Annotated in this window: 15 protein-coding genes and 1 tRNA gene; 7 read left to right on the top strand and 9 right to left on the bottom strand. The window is 62.0% G+C overall.

Features of this window, described 5'->3' with window-relative positions; all coding sequences use genetic code 11:
- The first annotated feature begins 66 nt into the window (after window positions 1-66).
- A complete protein-coding gene (locus tag RLEG4DRAFT_RS33130) occupies window positions 67-540 on the top strand; it encodes a hypothetical protein (RefSeq protein WP_003583388.1) in 474 nt (157 codons plus the stop codon).
- Between the two features lie 3 nt (window positions 541-543).
- On the opposite strand, the gene RLEG4DRAFT_RS33125 is transcribed toward RLEG4DRAFT_RS33130, so the two are convergent.
- From RLEG4DRAFT_RS33125 to RLEG4DRAFT_RS33105, 5 genes are all read right to left on the bottom strand, one after another.
- Entirely contained in the window at window positions 544-1,332 is a 789-nt protein-coding gene (locus RLEG4DRAFT_RS33125; RefSeq protein ID WP_003583387.1) for a YdcF family protein, read from the bottom strand.
- 68 nt (window positions 1,333-1,400) lie between these two features.
- Entirely contained in the window at window positions 1,401-2,123 is a 723-nt protein-coding gene (locus tag RLEG4DRAFT_RS33120) for a YoaK family protein (RefSeq protein ID WP_003583386.1), read from the bottom strand.
- Window positions 2,124-2,285: 162 nt separating this feature from the next.
- Window positions 2,286-2,579 (bottom strand): GIY-YIG nuclease family protein, encoded by a 294-nt coding sequence (locus RLEG4DRAFT_RS33115; RefSeq protein ID WP_003583385.1) that lies wholly within the window; start codon window positions 2,577-2,579, stop codon window positions 2,286-2,288.
- Between the two features lie 101 nt (window positions 2,580-2,680).
- Window positions 2,681-2,756: transfer RNA gene (locus RLEG4DRAFT_RS33110), tRNA-Ala, on the bottom strand.
- Between the two features lie 154 nt (window positions 2,757-2,910).
- Window positions 2,911-3,294: a TIGR02300 family protein gene (locus RLEG4DRAFT_RS33105; protein WP_003583384.1), complete on the bottom strand. Its 384-nt coding sequence runs from the start codon at window positions 3,292-3,294 to the stop codon at window positions 2,911-2,913.
- A gap of 327 nt (window positions 3,295-3,621) precedes the next feature.
- Between RLEG4DRAFT_RS33105 and cmk the strand changes: the two genes are divergently transcribed.
- Window positions 3,622-4,269, top strand: coding sequence for a (d)CMP kinase (gene cmk / locus RLEG4DRAFT_RS33100; RefSeq protein ID WP_037094976.1), 648 nt, complete (start codon window positions 3,622-3,624; stop codon window positions 4,267-4,269).
- A 179-nt stretch (window positions 4,270-4,448) separates the two neighbouring features.
- Window positions 4,449-6,152 carry a 30S ribosomal protein S1 gene (rpsA, locus tag RLEG4DRAFT_RS33095; protein WP_003571265.1) on the top strand — a complete coding sequence of 568 codons (1,704 nt, stop codon included), beginning with the start codon at window positions 4,449-4,451 and terminating at the stop codon, window positions 6,150-6,152.
- A gap of 75 nt (window positions 6,153-6,227) precedes the next feature.
- On the opposite strand, the gene RLEG4DRAFT_RS33090 is transcribed toward rpsA, so the two are convergent.
- The 3 genes from RLEG4DRAFT_RS33090 to RLEG4DRAFT_RS33080 form a co-directional block, all read right to left on the bottom strand.
- The gene (locus RLEG4DRAFT_RS33090; protein ID WP_003583382.1) at window positions 6,228-7,772 is read right to left on the bottom strand and encodes a hypothetical protein; all 1,545 of its coding nucleotides are present in this window, start codon (window positions 7,770-7,772) and stop codon (window positions 6,228-6,230) included.
- 228 nt (window positions 7,773-8,000) lie between these two features.
- Entirely contained in the window at window positions 8,001-8,627 is a 627-nt protein-coding gene (locus tag RLEG4DRAFT_RS33085; protein ID WP_003583381.1) for a ribonuclease D, read from the bottom strand.
- Window positions 8,628-8,815: 188 nt separating this feature from the next.
- Window positions 8,816-9,625, bottom strand: a complete 810-nt coding sequence (locus RLEG4DRAFT_RS33080) for a MerR family transcriptional regulator (RefSeq protein WP_003583380.1) — start codon at window positions 9,623-9,625, stop codon at window positions 8,816-8,818.
- A gap of 165 nt (window positions 9,626-9,790) precedes the next feature.
- On the opposite strand from RLEG4DRAFT_RS33080, the gene RLEG4DRAFT_RS33075 reads away from it, so the two are divergent.
- Window positions 9,791-11,071, top strand: a complete 1,281-nt coding sequence (locus RLEG4DRAFT_RS33075; RefSeq protein ID WP_003583379.1) for a 4-aminobutyrate--2-oxoglutarate transaminase — start codon at window positions 9,791-9,793, stop codon at window positions 11,069-11,071.
- A 63-nt stretch (window positions 11,072-11,134) separates the two neighbouring features.
- On the top strand, window positions 11,135-12,616 hold the full coding sequence (locus tag RLEG4DRAFT_RS33070; RefSeq protein ID WP_003583377.1) for an NAD-dependent succinate-semialdehyde dehydrogenase: 1,482 nt from the start codon (window positions 11,135-11,137) through the stop codon (window positions 12,614-12,616).
- Window positions 12,617-12,662: 46 nt separating this feature from the next.
- Here the strand turns inward: RLEG4DRAFT_RS33070 and RLEG4DRAFT_RS33065 are convergent, their stop codons facing one another.
- On the bottom strand, window positions 12,663-12,872 hold the full coding sequence (locus tag RLEG4DRAFT_RS33065; protein WP_003583375.1) for a SlyX family protein: 210 nt from the start codon (window positions 12,870-12,872) through the stop codon (window positions 12,663-12,665).
- A gap of 180 nt (window positions 12,873-13,052) precedes the next feature.
- On the opposite strand from RLEG4DRAFT_RS33065, the gene uxaC reads away from it, so the two are divergent.
- The gene (gene uxaC / locus RLEG4DRAFT_RS33060; protein ID WP_003583374.1) at window positions 13,053-14,468 is read left to right on the top strand and encodes a glucuronate isomerase; all 1,416 of its coding nucleotides are present in this window, start codon (window positions 13,053-13,055) and stop codon (window positions 14,466-14,468) included.
- A complete protein-coding gene (locus RLEG4DRAFT_RS33055; RefSeq protein ID WP_003583372.1) occupies window positions 14,465-15,922 on the top strand; it encodes a mannitol dehydrogenase family protein in 1,458 nt (485 codons plus the stop codon). The genes uxaC and RLEG4DRAFT_RS33055 overlap by 4 nt, the downstream gene beginning before the upstream one ends.
- Window positions 15,923-16,217: the final 295 nt, after the last annotated feature.

Raw genomic sequence — 16,217 nt, 5'->3', positions numbered from 1 at the left:
AGGGCGGCGCAAGGCGGTACGGCGATAAAGCAAGGCCAAAGAGCCTTTATCCAAAAGAGGAAAGCCGTGAAAACGCTGGTGCTCGCCGTTCTGAATATCGTCCTGCTGCTGATCATGCCGGCTGTCGCCTTCGGCCAGCAATCGCTGATCTCCGACCCGGAGATCTACGAGAAGAAACATTTCCAGGAGCAGTGCAAGGCGGCCGAATTCGCCGACGGCTTCGTCACCCGGCAGGACATCAACAATGACGGGCTGATCGATGCGGTGGTCAACGAGGGCCTGCTGACCTGCGACGGGCAGAAGGGGCCGCAATGCAATGACGACGGCTGCACCTATAATTTCTATCTGCAGGTGGCCGAAGGCGGTTATTTCATGATCGCGACGGCGCAGATCTACGGCTACGACTTCGTCCAGCGCTTCGGCAACATGGTGCTGGCGATGAAGATGCATCCGCGTTTCTGCGACCGCACCGAAGGTGATCCCTGCATCGTGACCGCGCGCGTGCGCGGCACGAAATTCGTCACAATTTCGAAGAAATAGGTTTCAGCTCGGATACAGTTCCGACGTCCGGCCGGCGAGATAATAGCCGACCAGTCCGTACCATTCGCGGATTGCCGTCGCCATGTTCTGCGCATTGAGGTTCGGCTGGGTGAAATCCAAGCCCGGCATCACCTGACCATCGGTGCGATAATCGGTCGGCCAGGGCACGATATCGATGCCGAGCTTGCGGAAGATGCCGACGGAGCGCGGCATGTGGAAACCCGAGGTGATCAGCAGGCAATTGGCAAGCCCCTGGCTTGCCAGGAATTCCTTGGTGTTGACGGCATTTTCGAAGGTCGTGCGCGACTGCGTCTCCTCGATCAGGCGATTCTTGCCGACGCCAAAGAGCGGGAAGAAGCGTTCGGAGGCCGCCGCATCGCCTTCATAGATGCCGGAGATCGAGCCGTCGCCGCCCGAGACCAGAATGCGCGACTGCGGAAATTTCTGCGCGAGACGCAGGGCTTCGACGAAACGGTCGGCCGCAGCGTTGAATTCGATGCCATGGCGCGCCGTGTTCACCTCGTTTTCGAAGGCACCGCCGAGCACGATCATGCATTGCAGGTTCTCCGGATCGGCGGCAGGTTTTGCGAAGCGCTGCTCGAGACCCTGCATCAGCAAATTGCCGGCGGTGGTGTAGAGCGTGACGAAGAGGATGAGTGCCGCACCGGCTACGCCAAGAACGCTCAAGATGCGCCAGCGCAGAAGGCCGGCAATGAGGGCAAGGAAGACCAGGAAGAATGCCAGCGACAGCGGCTGAGCGAAAATCCAGACAAGCTTCGAAATCAGGAACAAGACCTACTCCTTGAGGATAAGCGGCGGTCCTTCCTATCCGATTCGACGATGACAGGAATGCGACGGTTCTATTTCGCCCGCGAGACGGCGGACCCACGCTGCGCGATCTTCTGGTTGAAGCGCCGCTGGAGCGGCCGCGGGATAAACATCGCGGCAAGCGCAACCAGCATGGCGAAGAGCGAGACCAGCCACAGCGCATGCGTACCGGTCAACCGCGTCAGCACGGCGCCGGCGATGGCACCGAGCAGCATGCCGCCCCAGGGCACGATCTGGATGGTCCATTCCATATGCCGATCGCCGATGATCCAGCGGCCGATGCCGCGGCCGAAGCGCGACAAGGCGCCGGTGACATAAGTCAGCCCGATCGGCAGGCCTTCGATATGCTCGACGGCGGCATTCACCATGCCCATGGAAAAAACGATCATATAGAAGCGGGCGAGCAGCATGTCCTGCACCGTCATCATCGAGGCGAGCGCCAGGACGAGACCGACGCAGCCAAGCACCACGAATATGCGACGCTGAGAGATATGGGCGATGACGATGCCGGCCGCATTGCCGAGCACGAAAACCAGGATGGCGGAGATCAGCACCGCCGCGTGATACAGATTGCCATCGCTGAGGGCGAGTGCCGCCCGCGTCGTGTTGCCGGTCATGAAGGAAACGAAATCGCCGGTCAGTAGCAGCCCGGTCGCATCGGTCATGCCGGCCAGAAACGCGATCGCGCCGACAAGCACGACCCCGGTCAGGGTTCGCCGGGTGCGGATGAGACGACGGCGTCTTGCTCTGGTCATGAGTTGCGGGTCCTGGAGCCGAATCACTGGAATTGCGGCAGCAAGGATACATCCGCTTCATTGAGGAATTGGCAAAGACGATCGGAAAGGGATGGGGCAGGACTTGAATGGCAAGGCATTTTCGGCCGCGATCCAGCTGTTCGGCTTCCTACGCACCGGCGCTTATTCCGAATCAATCTGCCGGCTGGCGGGAGAACCAGGATCCAGTTTCGGCTGGACCAATCTCTTGCTGGCAAAAGCCCTGCCGGAATGCGATTTCAAATATGTTTCGAATTCCAGGGCTTTGTGCTTGTCGGGGAAAGCGCAATACCAGAGCAAGTCCCATGGTGCGAATTTGGCAGTGTGGGTGGATTTGCCGGCATTATGAGCCGCAAACCGCTGTTTCAGATCTGCGGTCGAGCCGGTGTATTCCTGATCGGGAAAATCGACGCTGCGGAGAATATAGACATACCACATCAGCGTTTCAGCCCGTCGTCGCCCTTCGGGCTATGCCGGGCACTGCTTCGGCCTAACGGTTTCTTGCGGCTGCGCCACGCGAAGCCCGTAAGGGCGAAGCGTGGTGGAGCTAAGCGGGATCGAACCGCTGACCTCTTGCATGCCATGCAAGCGCTCTCCCAGCTGAGCTATAGCCCCATCAAGGTAGTCCCGGCTGAGGGCCGGTCCTGGGATGCTCCTCAAGGCGTGCGCCCTTCGGAGTGGCGGCTTATTACTTCCGGTTTTCGGAGATAGCAAGCCTAAAAAATCCGGCCCGGAGAATTTTTTCCTCACCGGGCCGAAATGTGGGTCGTCAGACTTCGTCTTCGTCGCCGGTCACGCCGATGATGTCGCTCATGTCGTCATCGTCGTCGTCTTCGTCGGGCGTCAGGAAGGTATCGTCGTCGTCATCGCCTTCGATTTCGACATCGTCATCGCCCATATCGGGGATGTCGTCGCCGGAAGCGGCGTCATCGGCATCCTCAAGCGAAACCAGTTCGACTTCGGTGTTTTCGGTATCGACTTCCGCAACCTCGTCTTCCTCGGCAACATCGGCGATTGCCGAGGTTTCTTCGAAGAAGGACAGGGGGTAGGACTTACCGGTATAAGGAGAAACGATCGGATCCCGGTTCAGATCATAAAACTTCTTGCCGGTTTCCGGATCGGTACGCTTGGTTCCAAGTTCCGCTTTCGCCACTATAAGCCTCGTGAGAATGGCCGAATGCAAGATTCGGCAGATGCCGTTCAAGCCGGCGTTCTATCGGAATTTATAAGCCGGTCCCCTTAATCGCTGTGGCTTCCCATGTCAAAGCCAAACTTTATGATCAGAGCGTCGGGTATTTCCGGCGCCGGCGGATGACCGGCCGGCGGGTTTGTGCTAACGAGCCGCGGCAGCCGCAGAACCGAGCGAAGGCGGTCGCCGGAAGGGACGGCCTTGCGAAGGAAATGCTGCGCCTTTACAAAGGATTACGCCATGCACGGCTTCGCGGGGAAGCCTTTGGGCCCGCAGCTCCAGGATGATCGCATGACCACCAAGACATTCACCATCGCCATCGATGGCCCGGCTGCGGCCGGCAAGGGCACGCTTTCGCGCCGCATCGCGGAGCAATACGGCTTCCATCATCTCGACACCGGCCTGACTTACCGCGCAACGGCCAAGGCGCTGCTCGACGCCGGCCTGCCGCTTAACGACGAGGCGGTGGCGGAAAAGATTGCGCGAGAGGTTGAACTCGCCGGGTTGGATCGCGATATACTTTCCAGACATGAGATCGGCGAAGCCGCCTCGAAGATTGCCGTCATGCCGGGGGTGCGCCGGGCGCTGGTCGAGGCGCAGCGGCGATTTGCGACGAAGGCGCCGGGAACCGTGCTCGATGGACGCGATATCGGCACCGTTGTCTGCCCGGATGCACCGGTCAAACTCTATGTGACGGCGGCGCCGGAGGTCCGCGCAAGACGCCGTTACGACGAGATCCTCGGCAGGGGAGCCACGGCGGATTTCGATGCGATTTTCGAAGACGTCAAGCGGCGCGACGAACGCGACATGGGACGGGCCGACAGCCCTTTGAAACCAGCTGATGATGCGCACTTGCTTGATACGTCGGAAATGAGTATAGAAGCCGCGTTTCAAGCTGCACAATCGATCATCGATGCGGTCTTGAGCCGAAATGCCTAAATTCAAGCGATTTTGCATGCTTCGAGCATGGATCGCTTTTTTTAATACAGCAGCCTGAAATTCCGTCCAAGCGCCGGATTGCCTTCGTGAAAGAGGGCGGACTGGGTTCAGGCCCGTTCAACGCAAACCAACCGGCGCATACGTGTCCGCTTCCCTATCCAGGACACGCAGGAGATTTTATGTCAGTAGCTACTCCCTCTCGCGAGGATTTCGCGGCCCTTCTGGAAGAGTCCTTTGCCAAGAACGATCTGGCCGAAGGCTATGTTACCAAGGGTATCGTCACCGGCATCGAAAAGGATGTTGCCGTTGTCGACGTCGGCCTGAAGGTCGAAGGCCGCATCGCGCTCAAGGAATTCGGCGCCCGCGCCAAGGATGGCCAGCTCAAGGTTGGCGATGAAGTCGAAGTTTACGTCGAGCGTATCGAAAACGCGCTCGGCGAAGCCGTTCTGTCGCGCGAGAAGGCTCGCCGCGAAGAGAGCTGGGTCAAGCTCGAAGCCAAGTTCGAAGCCGGCGAGCGCGTCGAAGGTGTGATCTTCAACCAGGTCAAGGGCGGCTTCACGGTCGATCTCGACGGTGCGATCGCCTTCCTGCCGCGTTCGCAGGTCGATATCCGCCCGATCCGCGACGTCACGCCGCTGATGCACAACCCGCAGCCCTTCGAAATCCTCAAGATGGACAAGCGCCGCGGCAACATCGTGGTTTCGCGCCGTACGGTTCTGGAAGAATCCCGTGCCGAGCAGCGTTCTGAAATCGTTCAGAACCTGGAAGAAGGCCAGGTTGTCGACGGCGTCGTCAAGAACATCACCGATTACGGTGCGTTCGTCGACCTCGGCGGCATCGACGGCCTGCTGCACGTCACCGACATGGCATGGCGCCGTGTGAACCATCCGTCGGAAATCCTGAACATCGGCCAGCAGGTCAAGGTTCAGATCATCCGCATCAACCAGGAAACCCATCGCATCTCGCTCGGCATGAAGCAGCTCGAGAGCGATCCGTGGGATGGCATCCAGGCCAAGTATCCGGAAGGCAAGAAGATTTCCGGTACCGTCACGAATATCACCGACTACGGTGCGTTCGTCGAGCTGGAGCCGGGCATCGAAGGCCTGATCCACATCTCGGAAATGTCCTGGACCAAGAAGAACGTTCACCCCGGCAAGATCCTGTCCACGAGCCAGGAAGTCGAAGTCGTCGTTCTCGAAGTCGATCCGTCCAAGCGCCGTATCTCGCTCGGCCTCAAGCAGACGCTGGAAAACCCGTGGGCAGCATTCGCCCGCAGCCATCCGGCCGGCACTGAAGTCGAAGGCGAAGTCAAGAACAAGACCGAATTCGGCCTGTTCATCGGCCTCGACGGCGATGTCGACGGCATGGTTCACCTCTCCGACCTCGACTGGAACCGTCCGGGCGAACAGGTCATCGAGGAGTTCAACAAGGGTGACGTCGTCAAGGCCGTCGTTCTCGACGTCGATGTCGAGAAGGAACGCATCTCGCTCGGCATCAAGCAGCTCGGCAAGGATGCGGTCGGCGATGCTGCCGCTTCCGGCGACCTGCGCAAGAATGCAGTCGTTTCCTGCGAAGTCATCGCGGTCAACGACGGCGGCGTCGAAGTGAAGCTCGTCAACCACGAGGACATCACTTCCTTCATCCGTCGCGCCGATCTCGCCCGCGACCGCGACGAGCAGCGCCCTGAGCGCTTCTCGGTCGGCCAGGTGTTCGACGCCCGCGTCACCAACTTCTCCAAGAAGGACCGCAAGATCATGCTGTCCATCAAGGCTCTGGAGATTGCGGAAGAGAAGGAAGCCGTTGCTCAGTTCGGTTCGTCCGACTCAGGCGCTTCGCTCGGCGACATCCTGGGCGCAGCCCTGAAGAACCGCGGCGGCGAATAAGCTTCGCATCCGCCTTTGAATTGAAGAACCCGCCGGAGCGATCCGGCGGGTTCTTCATTTTCGGACTATGGAAATTTATTCCCACCCGACCATCCGCTGATAGAGCGCATAGACAGGATCGGCTGACGCGGCTGGCTGATACGGCGTCGGATCGACATCGACCATCCTCGGCGTCCTGCGCGGCGGCACAGCTTCTGTGGCTTCGGCGTCGGGCTCGGCGTCCTCGCCGCCGGACTGGGCCTGGTGCTCATCCTGCGGCGCGCCGTCATGGTGATGCTGATGCTGGTGGCTCGTTTCGCCCGCCGTCTCGTTCGACGGGGCATCCTTGGCAAACTGATAAGGCAGCTGCGTATAGGCGAGCCCCTCCGGCATTCTTGCCGCGAGCGGCACATAAGCAGCCTCGGCCACCTCGGAAATCGGCATCATTGGCGGTAGCGCGGCGGTTTCTTTCGGCTGGCGAGCCGCCGCGGCGACGATCTCGCCATCCATCTGCGACGGGCGGGGCGCGGCCGACTGGCGAGCATCCGGCACAACGAATTCCACCGGCTGGCGGATCAAGGTTTCGGCCGCATCGCTGATGACGGCATCATCGAGGATCGCATCGATCTCCACGGCCGCTTCGACGGGGCCGTCTTCCGGCACGGTTTCGATCTCCTGCTCGCGGATGATGGTGACGATCATCTCGGAGACCTCTTCGGTCATCGAAGCGACAATTCCTGTCCAGCTCCTGGGAATGACGGGATCGGTCTTTTCCGATGTCGTGAGAGGCTGGGTGGCAGGCGCCTCCAGCGTTTCCCCCGCGCCCTCGGCGGCTGTGGCTTCGGACGGCAAGGCTTGCGCGACGTCGACCTCCTGCGGCGGAGATTTTGCCGGGGCGGCCTCCCTTGCCGTTACCGAAGCCGACTGAGCCCGGTTTTCAGTCTGCGGCGTTTCCGGATCGGCGGCTTCCACGGCTTCGGCGATGATCGCTTCCTCGGCGGTCGCGAGCTCTGCAGCCTCGGCCGGCGCATCGGCCGATACCGCTACCTTTTCTGCTGATTGACGCAATATGGCAGGCAGGCTGTCCTCATGCAGCTGGATCTCCGGCCGGGCTTCAGTGCGCATCGGCGAAGCGTCATTCTGGCCATAGGAGCGCACGACGGCGCGGGCGGCGAGATCGCGATCCTTGTAGCGGACGATTTCCAGATAAGCGACGATGCGGGCTGCTTCCGGGCCTGCGGGGTTCTTCAGGGCTGCGGCGATCATCCGAAGCGGCAGGCTGTGGCCTTGCTCCGTCAGTTGGCGCTCGGCCTCGTCGATCCTGGCCGCCGGCAGCCGCTGGATGGCATCGGCAAGCCGGAAGGCGAAGGCAAGATTGGTCTCGTCCTCGCCGCGATCCAGCGAGATCACGGCGCCGGCGGAATTGATAGCATCCAGAAGGGCTTCGACCATGCGCTCGCGTGCGGCAAGCAGCAGGATATTGAGCTTGCCGGCAATGGCGGAATTCAGGTCAGCGGCCTCGACGGCGTTGACGGGCGCGGGAGCAATCACAGACTGGCCGAGGCCGCTGGCGACGATCGCCGCAGTCTGGCCTTGAGACGAAAAGCTTGCATTGGACGCTGCACGAACGGGAGTCAACATGGCATGCTCCTTTCGTAAAGTGACGATGAAAGCAGGCTCTATAAAAGGACCGCGCTCATCCGGCCCCCTTGCACCCAGCAGATCCTCCCGTCCGCATGACGCAAGTTGAGCGTCATCGAATGCATAAATATTAATGGGAATTTTAGGAAAGAGGCGTTAACGAATCGCTAACGGCCGCAGACAAGCCCGTCCACGGTCGTTGTTCCACGCAAGTCGCGGGCGATTTCCTCAGCTATGGGCGAAAATATCGGCCTCTTCCCAGCCGAGCAGGTCCAGTTTGGCGCGGGTCGGCAGGAATGCGAAGCAGGCCGTCGCATGGTCGAAGCGGCCGTCGCGGAGCAGGCGTTCCGTCAGCTTGTCGCGCAGCGCATGCAGATAAAGCACATCGGAAGCGGCATATTCGAGCTGGGCCGGAGACAGCGTTTCGGCCGCCCAGTCGGAGGACTGCTGCGCCTTGGAGATATCGACGTCGAGCATCTCCTTGAGATTGTCCTTCAGCCCGTGGCGATCCGTATAGGTGCGGATCAGACGCGAGGCGATCTTGGTGCAGAAGACCGGGTTGGTGGTGACGCCGAAGGTGTGAAAGAGCACGGCAATATCGAAGCGGCCGTAATGAAAGATCTTCTGATGGGTGGGATCTTCGAGAAGGGCGACCAGATTGGGAGCCTCTTTCTGGCCGGCGGCGATGCGGATGATGTCGGCGGTGCCGTCACCCGGTGAAAGCTGGACGACGCAGAGCCGGTCCCGGCGCGGCACCAGGCCGAGCGTTTCGGTGTCGATGGCAATCGCGCCGGTGTAGCGCGCGGCATCGGCTGCGGAAATATCGCCTTCGTGAAAACGTATGGTGGCCGCCATGAGACTGTCTTTCGTTCGGATACTCTCCACTCGCGCTATAGCGCAAAGGCGCAAAGCGCGAAACCGCTTCCTGCTGCTAGAGCGCCCTTTGTGCGTCCTCTCGGACGCACAAAGGGCGCTCTACCTCTTTTAATCTCCGCATCGTGCTTTCCGAAAATCGATTCCGATTTTCGGGCCGATGCGGGCCGTCAGAATGTCGGCGGCGTGTTGATCCAGAGAAGCACGGTTTCGCCGTCATGGCGGTTGCGCCAGGAATGGTAGCGGCGGCTTTCGAAATAAAGTGAATCACCCGGGCCGAGATCGAAGAACTGATCGCTGTCGAGCACCAGTTCGAGCCGGCCGGAAAGGACATGCATGAATTCCTCGCCCTCGTGGCGATAGGCGCCCTCGCTGGCCGCGCCCGGCGCCAGCACGAAGCGATGACAGTCCATCATCCTGCGGCCTTCGGCAAGCAGCTGCACCGCAACGCCAGGCGTCGTTTCCGGCCAGGTACGCCATTCCGCGGCGCGCACCAACGCCGGTACCTCGTCGCTTTCCTCGCCGGAGAGGCGGGAGACGGTGGTGCCGTAATATTCGGCGAGGTCGTGCAGGGTCTTGAAGCTGACGCCCTGCGAGGTGCGCTCCAGCGTCGACAGCGTCGAAGCGGTGATGCCGATATCGCCGGCCACCTGATCGAGCGTCTTGCCGCTCGCATGGCGCAGGCTACGCAGCTTGCGGCCGAGGCCGGTGCCCTGGCCTGTCTCGGCGCCGTCGGCGGAAGGTTCTTCGCCCTCCAGCGCCTCGCGGATGGCTGCCGGATTGAGCCCCCGCTCGACACGAAACCAGGAGATGCGCTTCAACCTCGCCACATCATCGGCGCTGTATTGCCGATGACCGGTTTGCGAACGGCCGGGAACCAGCAGACCCTGGCTTTCCCAGAGGCGCAGCGTCGAGGCGGAAACGCCCGCAAGCCTTGCCGCCTCTGCCACCTTGTAGCGTACCGGCGCATTCTCATTCATCCGAAATATCCCCAATTCCAATCGCCGCGAGCATTCATCAAACCGCGTGATGTTTGAAGCAAAAATTGCCGCTTGTTTTCTTGCAGGAAAAATGTAGGAGTTCTATAAATTCCTTGCAGAACTTATGCAAGATAATTCTAAAACCTTTAACGCAGGAGCGGATCGATGCCCACGACAAGCCTTACCGACCGGAAGAACGCCGCTATTTCACGCGGCGTCGGAATGACGACCCAGATCTATGCCGATCGCGCAGAGAATGCCGAGATCTGGGACAAGGAAGGCCGCCGTTACATCGATTTCGCCGCCGGCATCGCCGTTCTCAACACCGGCCACCGTCATCCCCGGGTGATCGCAGCGGTCAAGGATCAGCTCGATCACTTCACCCACACCTGCCATCAGGTGGTCCCTTATGAAAGCTATGTCAGTCTTGCCGAACGGCTGAACGCGCTGCTGCCGGGTGACTTCGAGAAGAAGACGATCTTCGTCACGACAGGCGCCGAAGCGGTCGAAAATGCCGTCAAGATCGCGCGGGCGGCAACCGGCCGCTCGGCCGTCATCGCCTTTGGCGGCGGTTTCCATGGCCGCACCTTCATGGGTATGGCGCTGACCGGCAAGGTCGTGCCTTACAAGGTCGGCTTCGGCGCGATGCCGGGCGATGTTTTCCATGTCCCCTTCCCGGTCGAGCTGCACGGTGTCACCGCCGATCAATCGCTTGCAGCGCTGAAGAAGCTCTTCGCCGCCGATATCGATCCGCAGCGGGTCGCGGCCATCATCATCGAGCCGGTGCAGGGCGAAGGCGGTTTCTACCCAGCGCCGGCCGCCTTCATGAAGGCGCTGCGCGAGCTCTGCGACCAGCATGGCATCCTGCTGATCACCGACGAGGTGCAGACCGGTTTTGCCCGCACCGGCAAGATGTTCGCGATGGATCACCATGAGGTGGCGGCCGACCTGACGACGATGGCCAAGAGCCTTGCCGGCGGCTTTCCGCTCGCCGCCGTCACCGGCCGCGCCGAAATCATGGATGCGCCGGGACCGGGCGGGCTCGGCGGCACCTATGGCGGCAATCCGCTCGGAATCGCTGCCGCCCACGCCGTTCTCGACGTCATCGCCGACGAGGATCTCTGCAACCGCGCCAACCAGCTCGGCGGGCGGCTGAAGCAGCGGCTGGAATCGCTGCGCGATGCGGTGCCGGAGATCGTCGATATCCGTGGGCCGGGTTTCATGAACGCCGTCGAATTCAACGATCGGACGACGGCACTGCCGAGCGCTGATTTCGCCAACCGGGTGCGGCTGACGGCTCTCGACAAGGGGCTGATCCTGCTCACCTGCGGTGTCCACGGCAACGTCATCCGCTTCCTCGCGCCGATCACCATCCAGGACGAGGTTCTCGGCGAGGCGCTCGACATTCTCGAAGCCTCGATGCTGGACGTGAGCACGGCCAAGTGACGCGACAGCAACCGCACTTCAACGGCTGCCGGCAGAAGGCAGCCGCTCCCAAGGAGATATGAGATGGCTTTTACAACAGCACTGACCAGACACGTTCCCTTCTCTTCGCCGTTCCTGCGCGCCGCCGGTTACATCAACGGCGTCTGGACCTCAGGCGATGCCGCCGGGACTTTCGACGTGCTCAATCCGGCAACGGGAGAGCTTCTCGCTTCGCTGCCCGATATGGGGGCTGCCGAGACGCGGGCGGCAATCGATGCGGCCCATGCCGCCCAACCGGCCTGGGTCGCCCGCCCGGCCAAGGAGCGCAGCGTCATCCTGCGCAAGTGGTTCGATCTAATGGTCGCCAATGCCGACGAACTCGCCGCGATCCTGACCGCCGAAATGGGCAAACCCTTCCCGGAAGCGCGCGGCGAGATCCTTTATGCCGCGTCCTATGTCGAATGGTATGCGGAAGAGGCCAAGCGCATCTATGGCGAGACGATCCCCGCGCCGTCCAACGATAAACGCATGATCGTCATCAAGCAGCCGGTCGGCGTCGTCGGCACGATCACGCCTTGGAATTTCCCGGCGGCGATGATTGCCCGCAAGATTGCCCCGGCGCTGGCCGTCGGCTGCACTGTGGTGTCGAAGCCCGCCGAGCAGACGCCGCTGACGGCAATCGCCCTTGCGGTGCTCGCCGAACAGGCCGGCATTCCCGCCGGCGTCTTCAACGTCATCGTCGGCATCGACGGCCCGGCGATCGGCCGCGAGCTCTGCGGCAATGACAAGGTGCGCAAGATCAGCTTCACCGGCTCGACCGAGGTCGGCCGCATCCTGATGCGGCAGTGCGCCGATCAGATCAAGAAGGTCAGCCTGGAGCTCGGCGGCAACGCACCGTTCATCGTCTTCGACGATGCCGATCTCGACGCCGCCGTCGAGGGCGCAATTGCCTCCAAATATCGCAATGCCGGCCAGACCTGCGTTTGCGCCAATCGCCTGTATATCCAGTCGAGCGTCTATGACGCCTTCGCGGCCAAGCTTGCCGCCAAGGTCGCCGAGATGTCGGTCGGCGACGGTTTCAAGCCGGGTGTCGAGGTCGGACCACTGATCGACGAGCAGGGCCTTGCCAAGGTGGAAGACCATGTCGCCGACGCGCTTGCCAAGGGCGCCAAGCTGCTGATCGGCGGCAAACGCATCGACGGCGCCGGCACCTTCTTCACGCCGACCGTACTCACCGGGGTTCAGCGCGGCATGAAGGTGGCGCGCGAGGAGACCTTCGGGCCGGTGGCGCCGCTCTTCCGCTTCGAAACCGCCGAGGATGTCATCGCCCAGGCCAACGATACGGAATTCGGTCTGGCCGCCTATTTCTATGCCGGCGATCTGAAGAAGGTCTGGCGGGTGGCGGAAGCGCTTGAGTACGGCATGATCGGCATCAATACCGGCCTGATGTCGTCCGAGACCGCACCCTTCGGAGGCATCAAGCAATCCGGCCTCGGCCGCGAGGGCTCACGCCACGGCGCCGACGATTATCTGGAAATGAAATATCTCTGCATCGGCGGCGTCTGATTCCTCGCCCTAACAGGACAAGCACGCGGCCTTTGGCCGCGTGCCGTCAATAATGCGGCGGGCGGGTGATACCAGGAGCGTCCAGGGACTGTTCCTCGAGCGACAGGAAACGTTCGGTCAGCCGGTCGAGCTTGGTACGCATCTGCTCCACCGTCTTCCATTGTTCGGCGAGCTGATCGGAAAGCTCCTCGATCGTCTTTGCCTGATGGGCCAGCGTTTCCTCCAGCCGGGTGATGCGGTTCGTCTCGTCGGACATCGATCCTCCTATGCCGAAACCGGCAGAATAGATGTTTCTCCCAAAGCGGAAATAGGCCACCGCGTCAATGCTTTCGATGGCAGACATGGCCACGCGCAAAACTGAACCGTTTGGTTACTAAAAGACCTTGCCGCGCCTGATGTTGTGGGGTAGGCCCTTATCGATCAGGGAGGAATACTGATGGATGCAGGCAACGGCTTTCTTCATCCGGACCGGCTCTTTCCGGCCGAGCCGGCAACCCGGACGATCGCGCGCGATCTCTACGAGACGGTGCGCAATCTTCCGATCGTCAGCCCGCACGGGCATACCGAGCCATCCTGGTTCGCCGACGACAAACCCTTCGAAGACGCGGCCTCGCTGCTGGTCATTCCCGACCATTATCTCTTCCGGATGCTGCACAGCGTCGGCGTTCCTTTGGACGAACTCGGTGTTCCCAGGCTCGACGGCAAGCCGGTGGCTGCGGGGCGGGCGATCTGGCGGACCTTTGCCAAGCATTATCATCTCTTCCGCGGAACGCCGTCGAGCCTCTGGGTCGACCACGCGATGTCGGCCGTGCTCGGCTGCACCGAGCCGCTGACGCCAGACAATGCCGACGCGCTCTACGACCATATCAATGCCCAGCTTGCGCTGCCCGAATTCCGCCCGCGGGCGCTGCATCAGCGATTCGGCATCGAAACGATCGCAACGACGGAGGGCGCGCTCGACCCGCTGGCGCATCACCAGAAGCTTGCGGCCGACGGCTGGATCGGCAAGGTCCGCACCACTTACCGGCCGGATAGCGTCACCGATCCGGACGCCGTCGGCTTTCGCGACAACCTCGTCAAGTTCGGAGAGATCACCGGCGCCGATGTCACGCGCTGGGACGGCCTCATCGAGGCGCATCGGCGCCGGCGCGCCTATTTCCGCCAATTCGGCGCCACCGCCACCGATCACGGCGTGCCCACAGCCTTCACCGCCGATTTGCCGCCAGCGGAAAGACAGGCTCTGCTCGACAGGGCGCTGAAGGGTCCGCTTTCGCGTGAGGAGGCCGAACTCTTCCGCGGCCAGATGATGACCGAGATGGCCGGTCTTTCGGCCGAGGACGGCATGGTCATGCAGATCCATGCCGGCTCCAGACGCAATACCGACAGCGGGCTGTTTGCGACGCGCGGCCCGAATATGGGCGCCGATATCCCGACACCGACCGACTGGGTCGGCGGCTTGAATGCGCTGCTTTCCAAATACGGCCACGCGCCGGGGCTGCGGGTGCTGCTTTTCACCCTCGACGAGACGACCTATGCGCGCGAGATGGCGCCGATGGTCGGCCATTGGCCCTGCCTGATGATCGGCCCGCCCTGGTGGTTCCACGACAGCCCGCTCGGCATCCGCCGTTATCTCGACCAGGTGGTGGAAACCGCAGGTTTCGCCAATATGGCCGGTTTCAACGACGACACGCGCGCCCTACTTTCGATCCCGGCGCGCCATGACGTCTGGCGCCGCGAAGTCTGCCGCTTCCTCGCCGGGCTTGTCGCCGAGCACCGGCTTTCCAAGCGGGAAGCCGAGATCGTGGCGGGCGAACTCTCCTATGGCAATGCGAAGAAGGCCTACAAGCTGTGACCGAACGACTGCAGACCCTTTCCAGCCTCGCCCCGACGGCGAAGCTTCCCGCCTATGACCGCAGCCGGCTGAAAAGCGGCATCCTGCATCTGGGTCCCGGCGCCTTTTTCCGCGCGCACTTCGCCCCGTTCACGGATGGTGCGCTTGCAGCCGCAGGCGGCGACTGGGGCATCGAGGTGGCAAGTCTGCGCACTGCCGATGTTGCCGACAATCTGACTGCCCAGAACGGGCTTTATACGACGTTGATCCGCGATAGCGCGGGCACCACGGCTGAGGTCGTCGGCTCGATCCTGAAGGCACATGTGGCGCCGCGCGATCCCGCCGGCCTGCTGGCGCGGCTCGAAGATCCGGATATCCGCATCGTCAGCATGACGGTGACGGAAAAGGCCTATGGTTTCGATCCGGCAACCGGAGGACTCGACCTCAAACATCCCGATATCGTCGCCGACCTCGCCAGCCGGCATGCGCCGCGCGGCGTCATCGGCTATCTGGTGGAAGGTCTTGCACGCCGCCGGCAGAAGGGCATCGCACCCTTTACGCCGCTGAGCTGCGACAACCTGCCGAGCAACGGCGCTGTTCTGAAACGTCTCGTGCTGGAATTCACCGCCCGTATCGATGCCGATCTGCATCGCTGGATCGAAACGAATGTGCCCTTCCCGTCCACGATGGTCGACCGCATCACGCCGGCCAGCACCGATGCGACCTATGCCGATGCCGAGCGGCTGACCGGCCGCACGGATATGGCGGCGATCGAAACGGAGCCGTTTACGCAATGGGTCATCGAAGACCAGTTCGCCAATGGCCGGCCGGCTTGGGAAAAGGTGCGCGGCGCGCTGATGGTCGAAGACGTCTCGGCCTATGAAAAGATGAAGCTCCGGATGCTGAACGGCGCCCATTCGCTGCTCGCCTATCTCGGTTATATCGGCGGCTATGAATTCATCCGCGATGTGATGGACGATACCGGTCTGGCAGCACTGGCCTACCGCCATATGCACGCGGCGGCGAGAACGCTCGATGCCGTCCCGGGCATCGATCTCGATACCTATGCCAGTGAATTGATAGCGCGCTTTGCAAACAAGGCGATCGCCCATCGCACCTATCAGATAGCCATGGACGGCACGCAGAAACTGCCGCAGCGGCTGCTGGAGCCGGCCTGCGAGGCGCTGGCGCATGGCGACCGGGCGGAGACCTATGCGATCGCGGTTGCGGCATGGATGCGCTATGCGCTCGGCGAGCACGGCAATGGCGAGCGCTACGAGCTGCGCGATCCCCGCGCCGCGGAGATCGCCGCGCTGATTGCCGATGTGCCACGCACCGGCCCGGCAATTTCGGCGGCGCTTTTCACCCTTCCCGGCCTGTTCCCGGCGGCTTTGACCGGACATCGGGCGTGGACGCAGGATGTGTCGGATAAGTTGGAGATTCTGATCCAGGACGATCGATTGCCGCTGTTCTGAGAGTTGGGGTTCTCTATGGCGCAGATCCTCACCCGTCCTCGAGACCCCTTGCTCCAAGTTAAGGGAAGATGGCAAGGCGCATGCTACACGTCTCTTCTCCCCAGCGGGGAGAAGGTGCCGGCAGGTGGTTGAGGGGGTGAGCGGCGAAGCCGCGAATGCGCGGAGCGCAAGCGAAGGGCAATGAATGGTGTGCCGTGTGGCCCCCTCATCCGACCCTGCGGGCCACCTTCTCCCCGCTGGGGAGAAGAGGGAGCCAAGCCGCGACCGTCCCGCTTCGACGCGGAGGCGCAAACCG

This window comes from Rhizobium leguminosarum bv. trifolii WSM2297 (assembly GCF_000271845.1).
This window is presented reverse-complemented; position numbering and strand designations above follow the sequence as displayed.

Coding starts and splice junctions, on each gene's coding strand:
- RLEG4DRAFT_RS33120 (WP_003583386.1), bottom strand. CDS start 2,123: ATGACCAGAGCAAGACGCCGTCGTCTCATCCGCACCCGGCGAACCCTG.
- RLEG4DRAFT_RS33115 (WP_003583385.1), bottom strand. CDS start 2,579: ATGTGGTATGTCTATATTCTCCGCAGCGTCGATTTTCCCGATCAGGAA.
- cmk (WP_037094976.1), top strand. CDS start 3,622: ATGACCACCAAGACATTCACCATCGCCATCGATGGCCCGGCTGCGGCC.
- rpsA (WP_003571265.1), top strand. CDS start 4,449: ATGTCAGTAGCTACTCCCTCTCGCGAGGATTTCGCGGCCCTTCTGGAA.
- RLEG4DRAFT_RS33090 (WP_003583382.1), bottom strand. CDS start 7,772: ATGTTGACTCCCGTTCGTGCAGCGTCCAATGCAAGCTTTTCGTCTCAA.
- RLEG4DRAFT_RS33085 (WP_003583381.1), bottom strand. CDS start 8,627: ATGGCGGCCACCATACGTTTTCACGAAGGCGATATTTCCGCAGCCGAT.
- RLEG4DRAFT_RS33080 (WP_003583380.1), bottom strand. CDS start 9,625: ATGAATGAGAATGCGCCGGTACGCTACAAGGTGGCAGAGGCGGCAAGG.
- RLEG4DRAFT_RS33075 (WP_003583379.1), top strand. CDS start 9,791: ATGCCCACGACAAGCCTTACCGACCGGAAGAACGCCGCTATTTCACGC.
- RLEG4DRAFT_RS33070 (WP_003583377.1), top strand. CDS start 11,135: ATGGCTTTTACAACAGCACTGACCAGACACGTTCCCTTCTCTTCGCCG.
- RLEG4DRAFT_RS33065 (WP_003583375.1), bottom strand. CDS start 12,872: ATGTCCGACGAGACGAACCGCATCACCCGGCTGGAGGAAACGCTGGCC.
- uxaC (WP_003583374.1), top strand. CDS start 13,053: ATGGATGCAGGCAACGGCTTTCTTCATCCGGACCGGCTCTTTCCGGCC.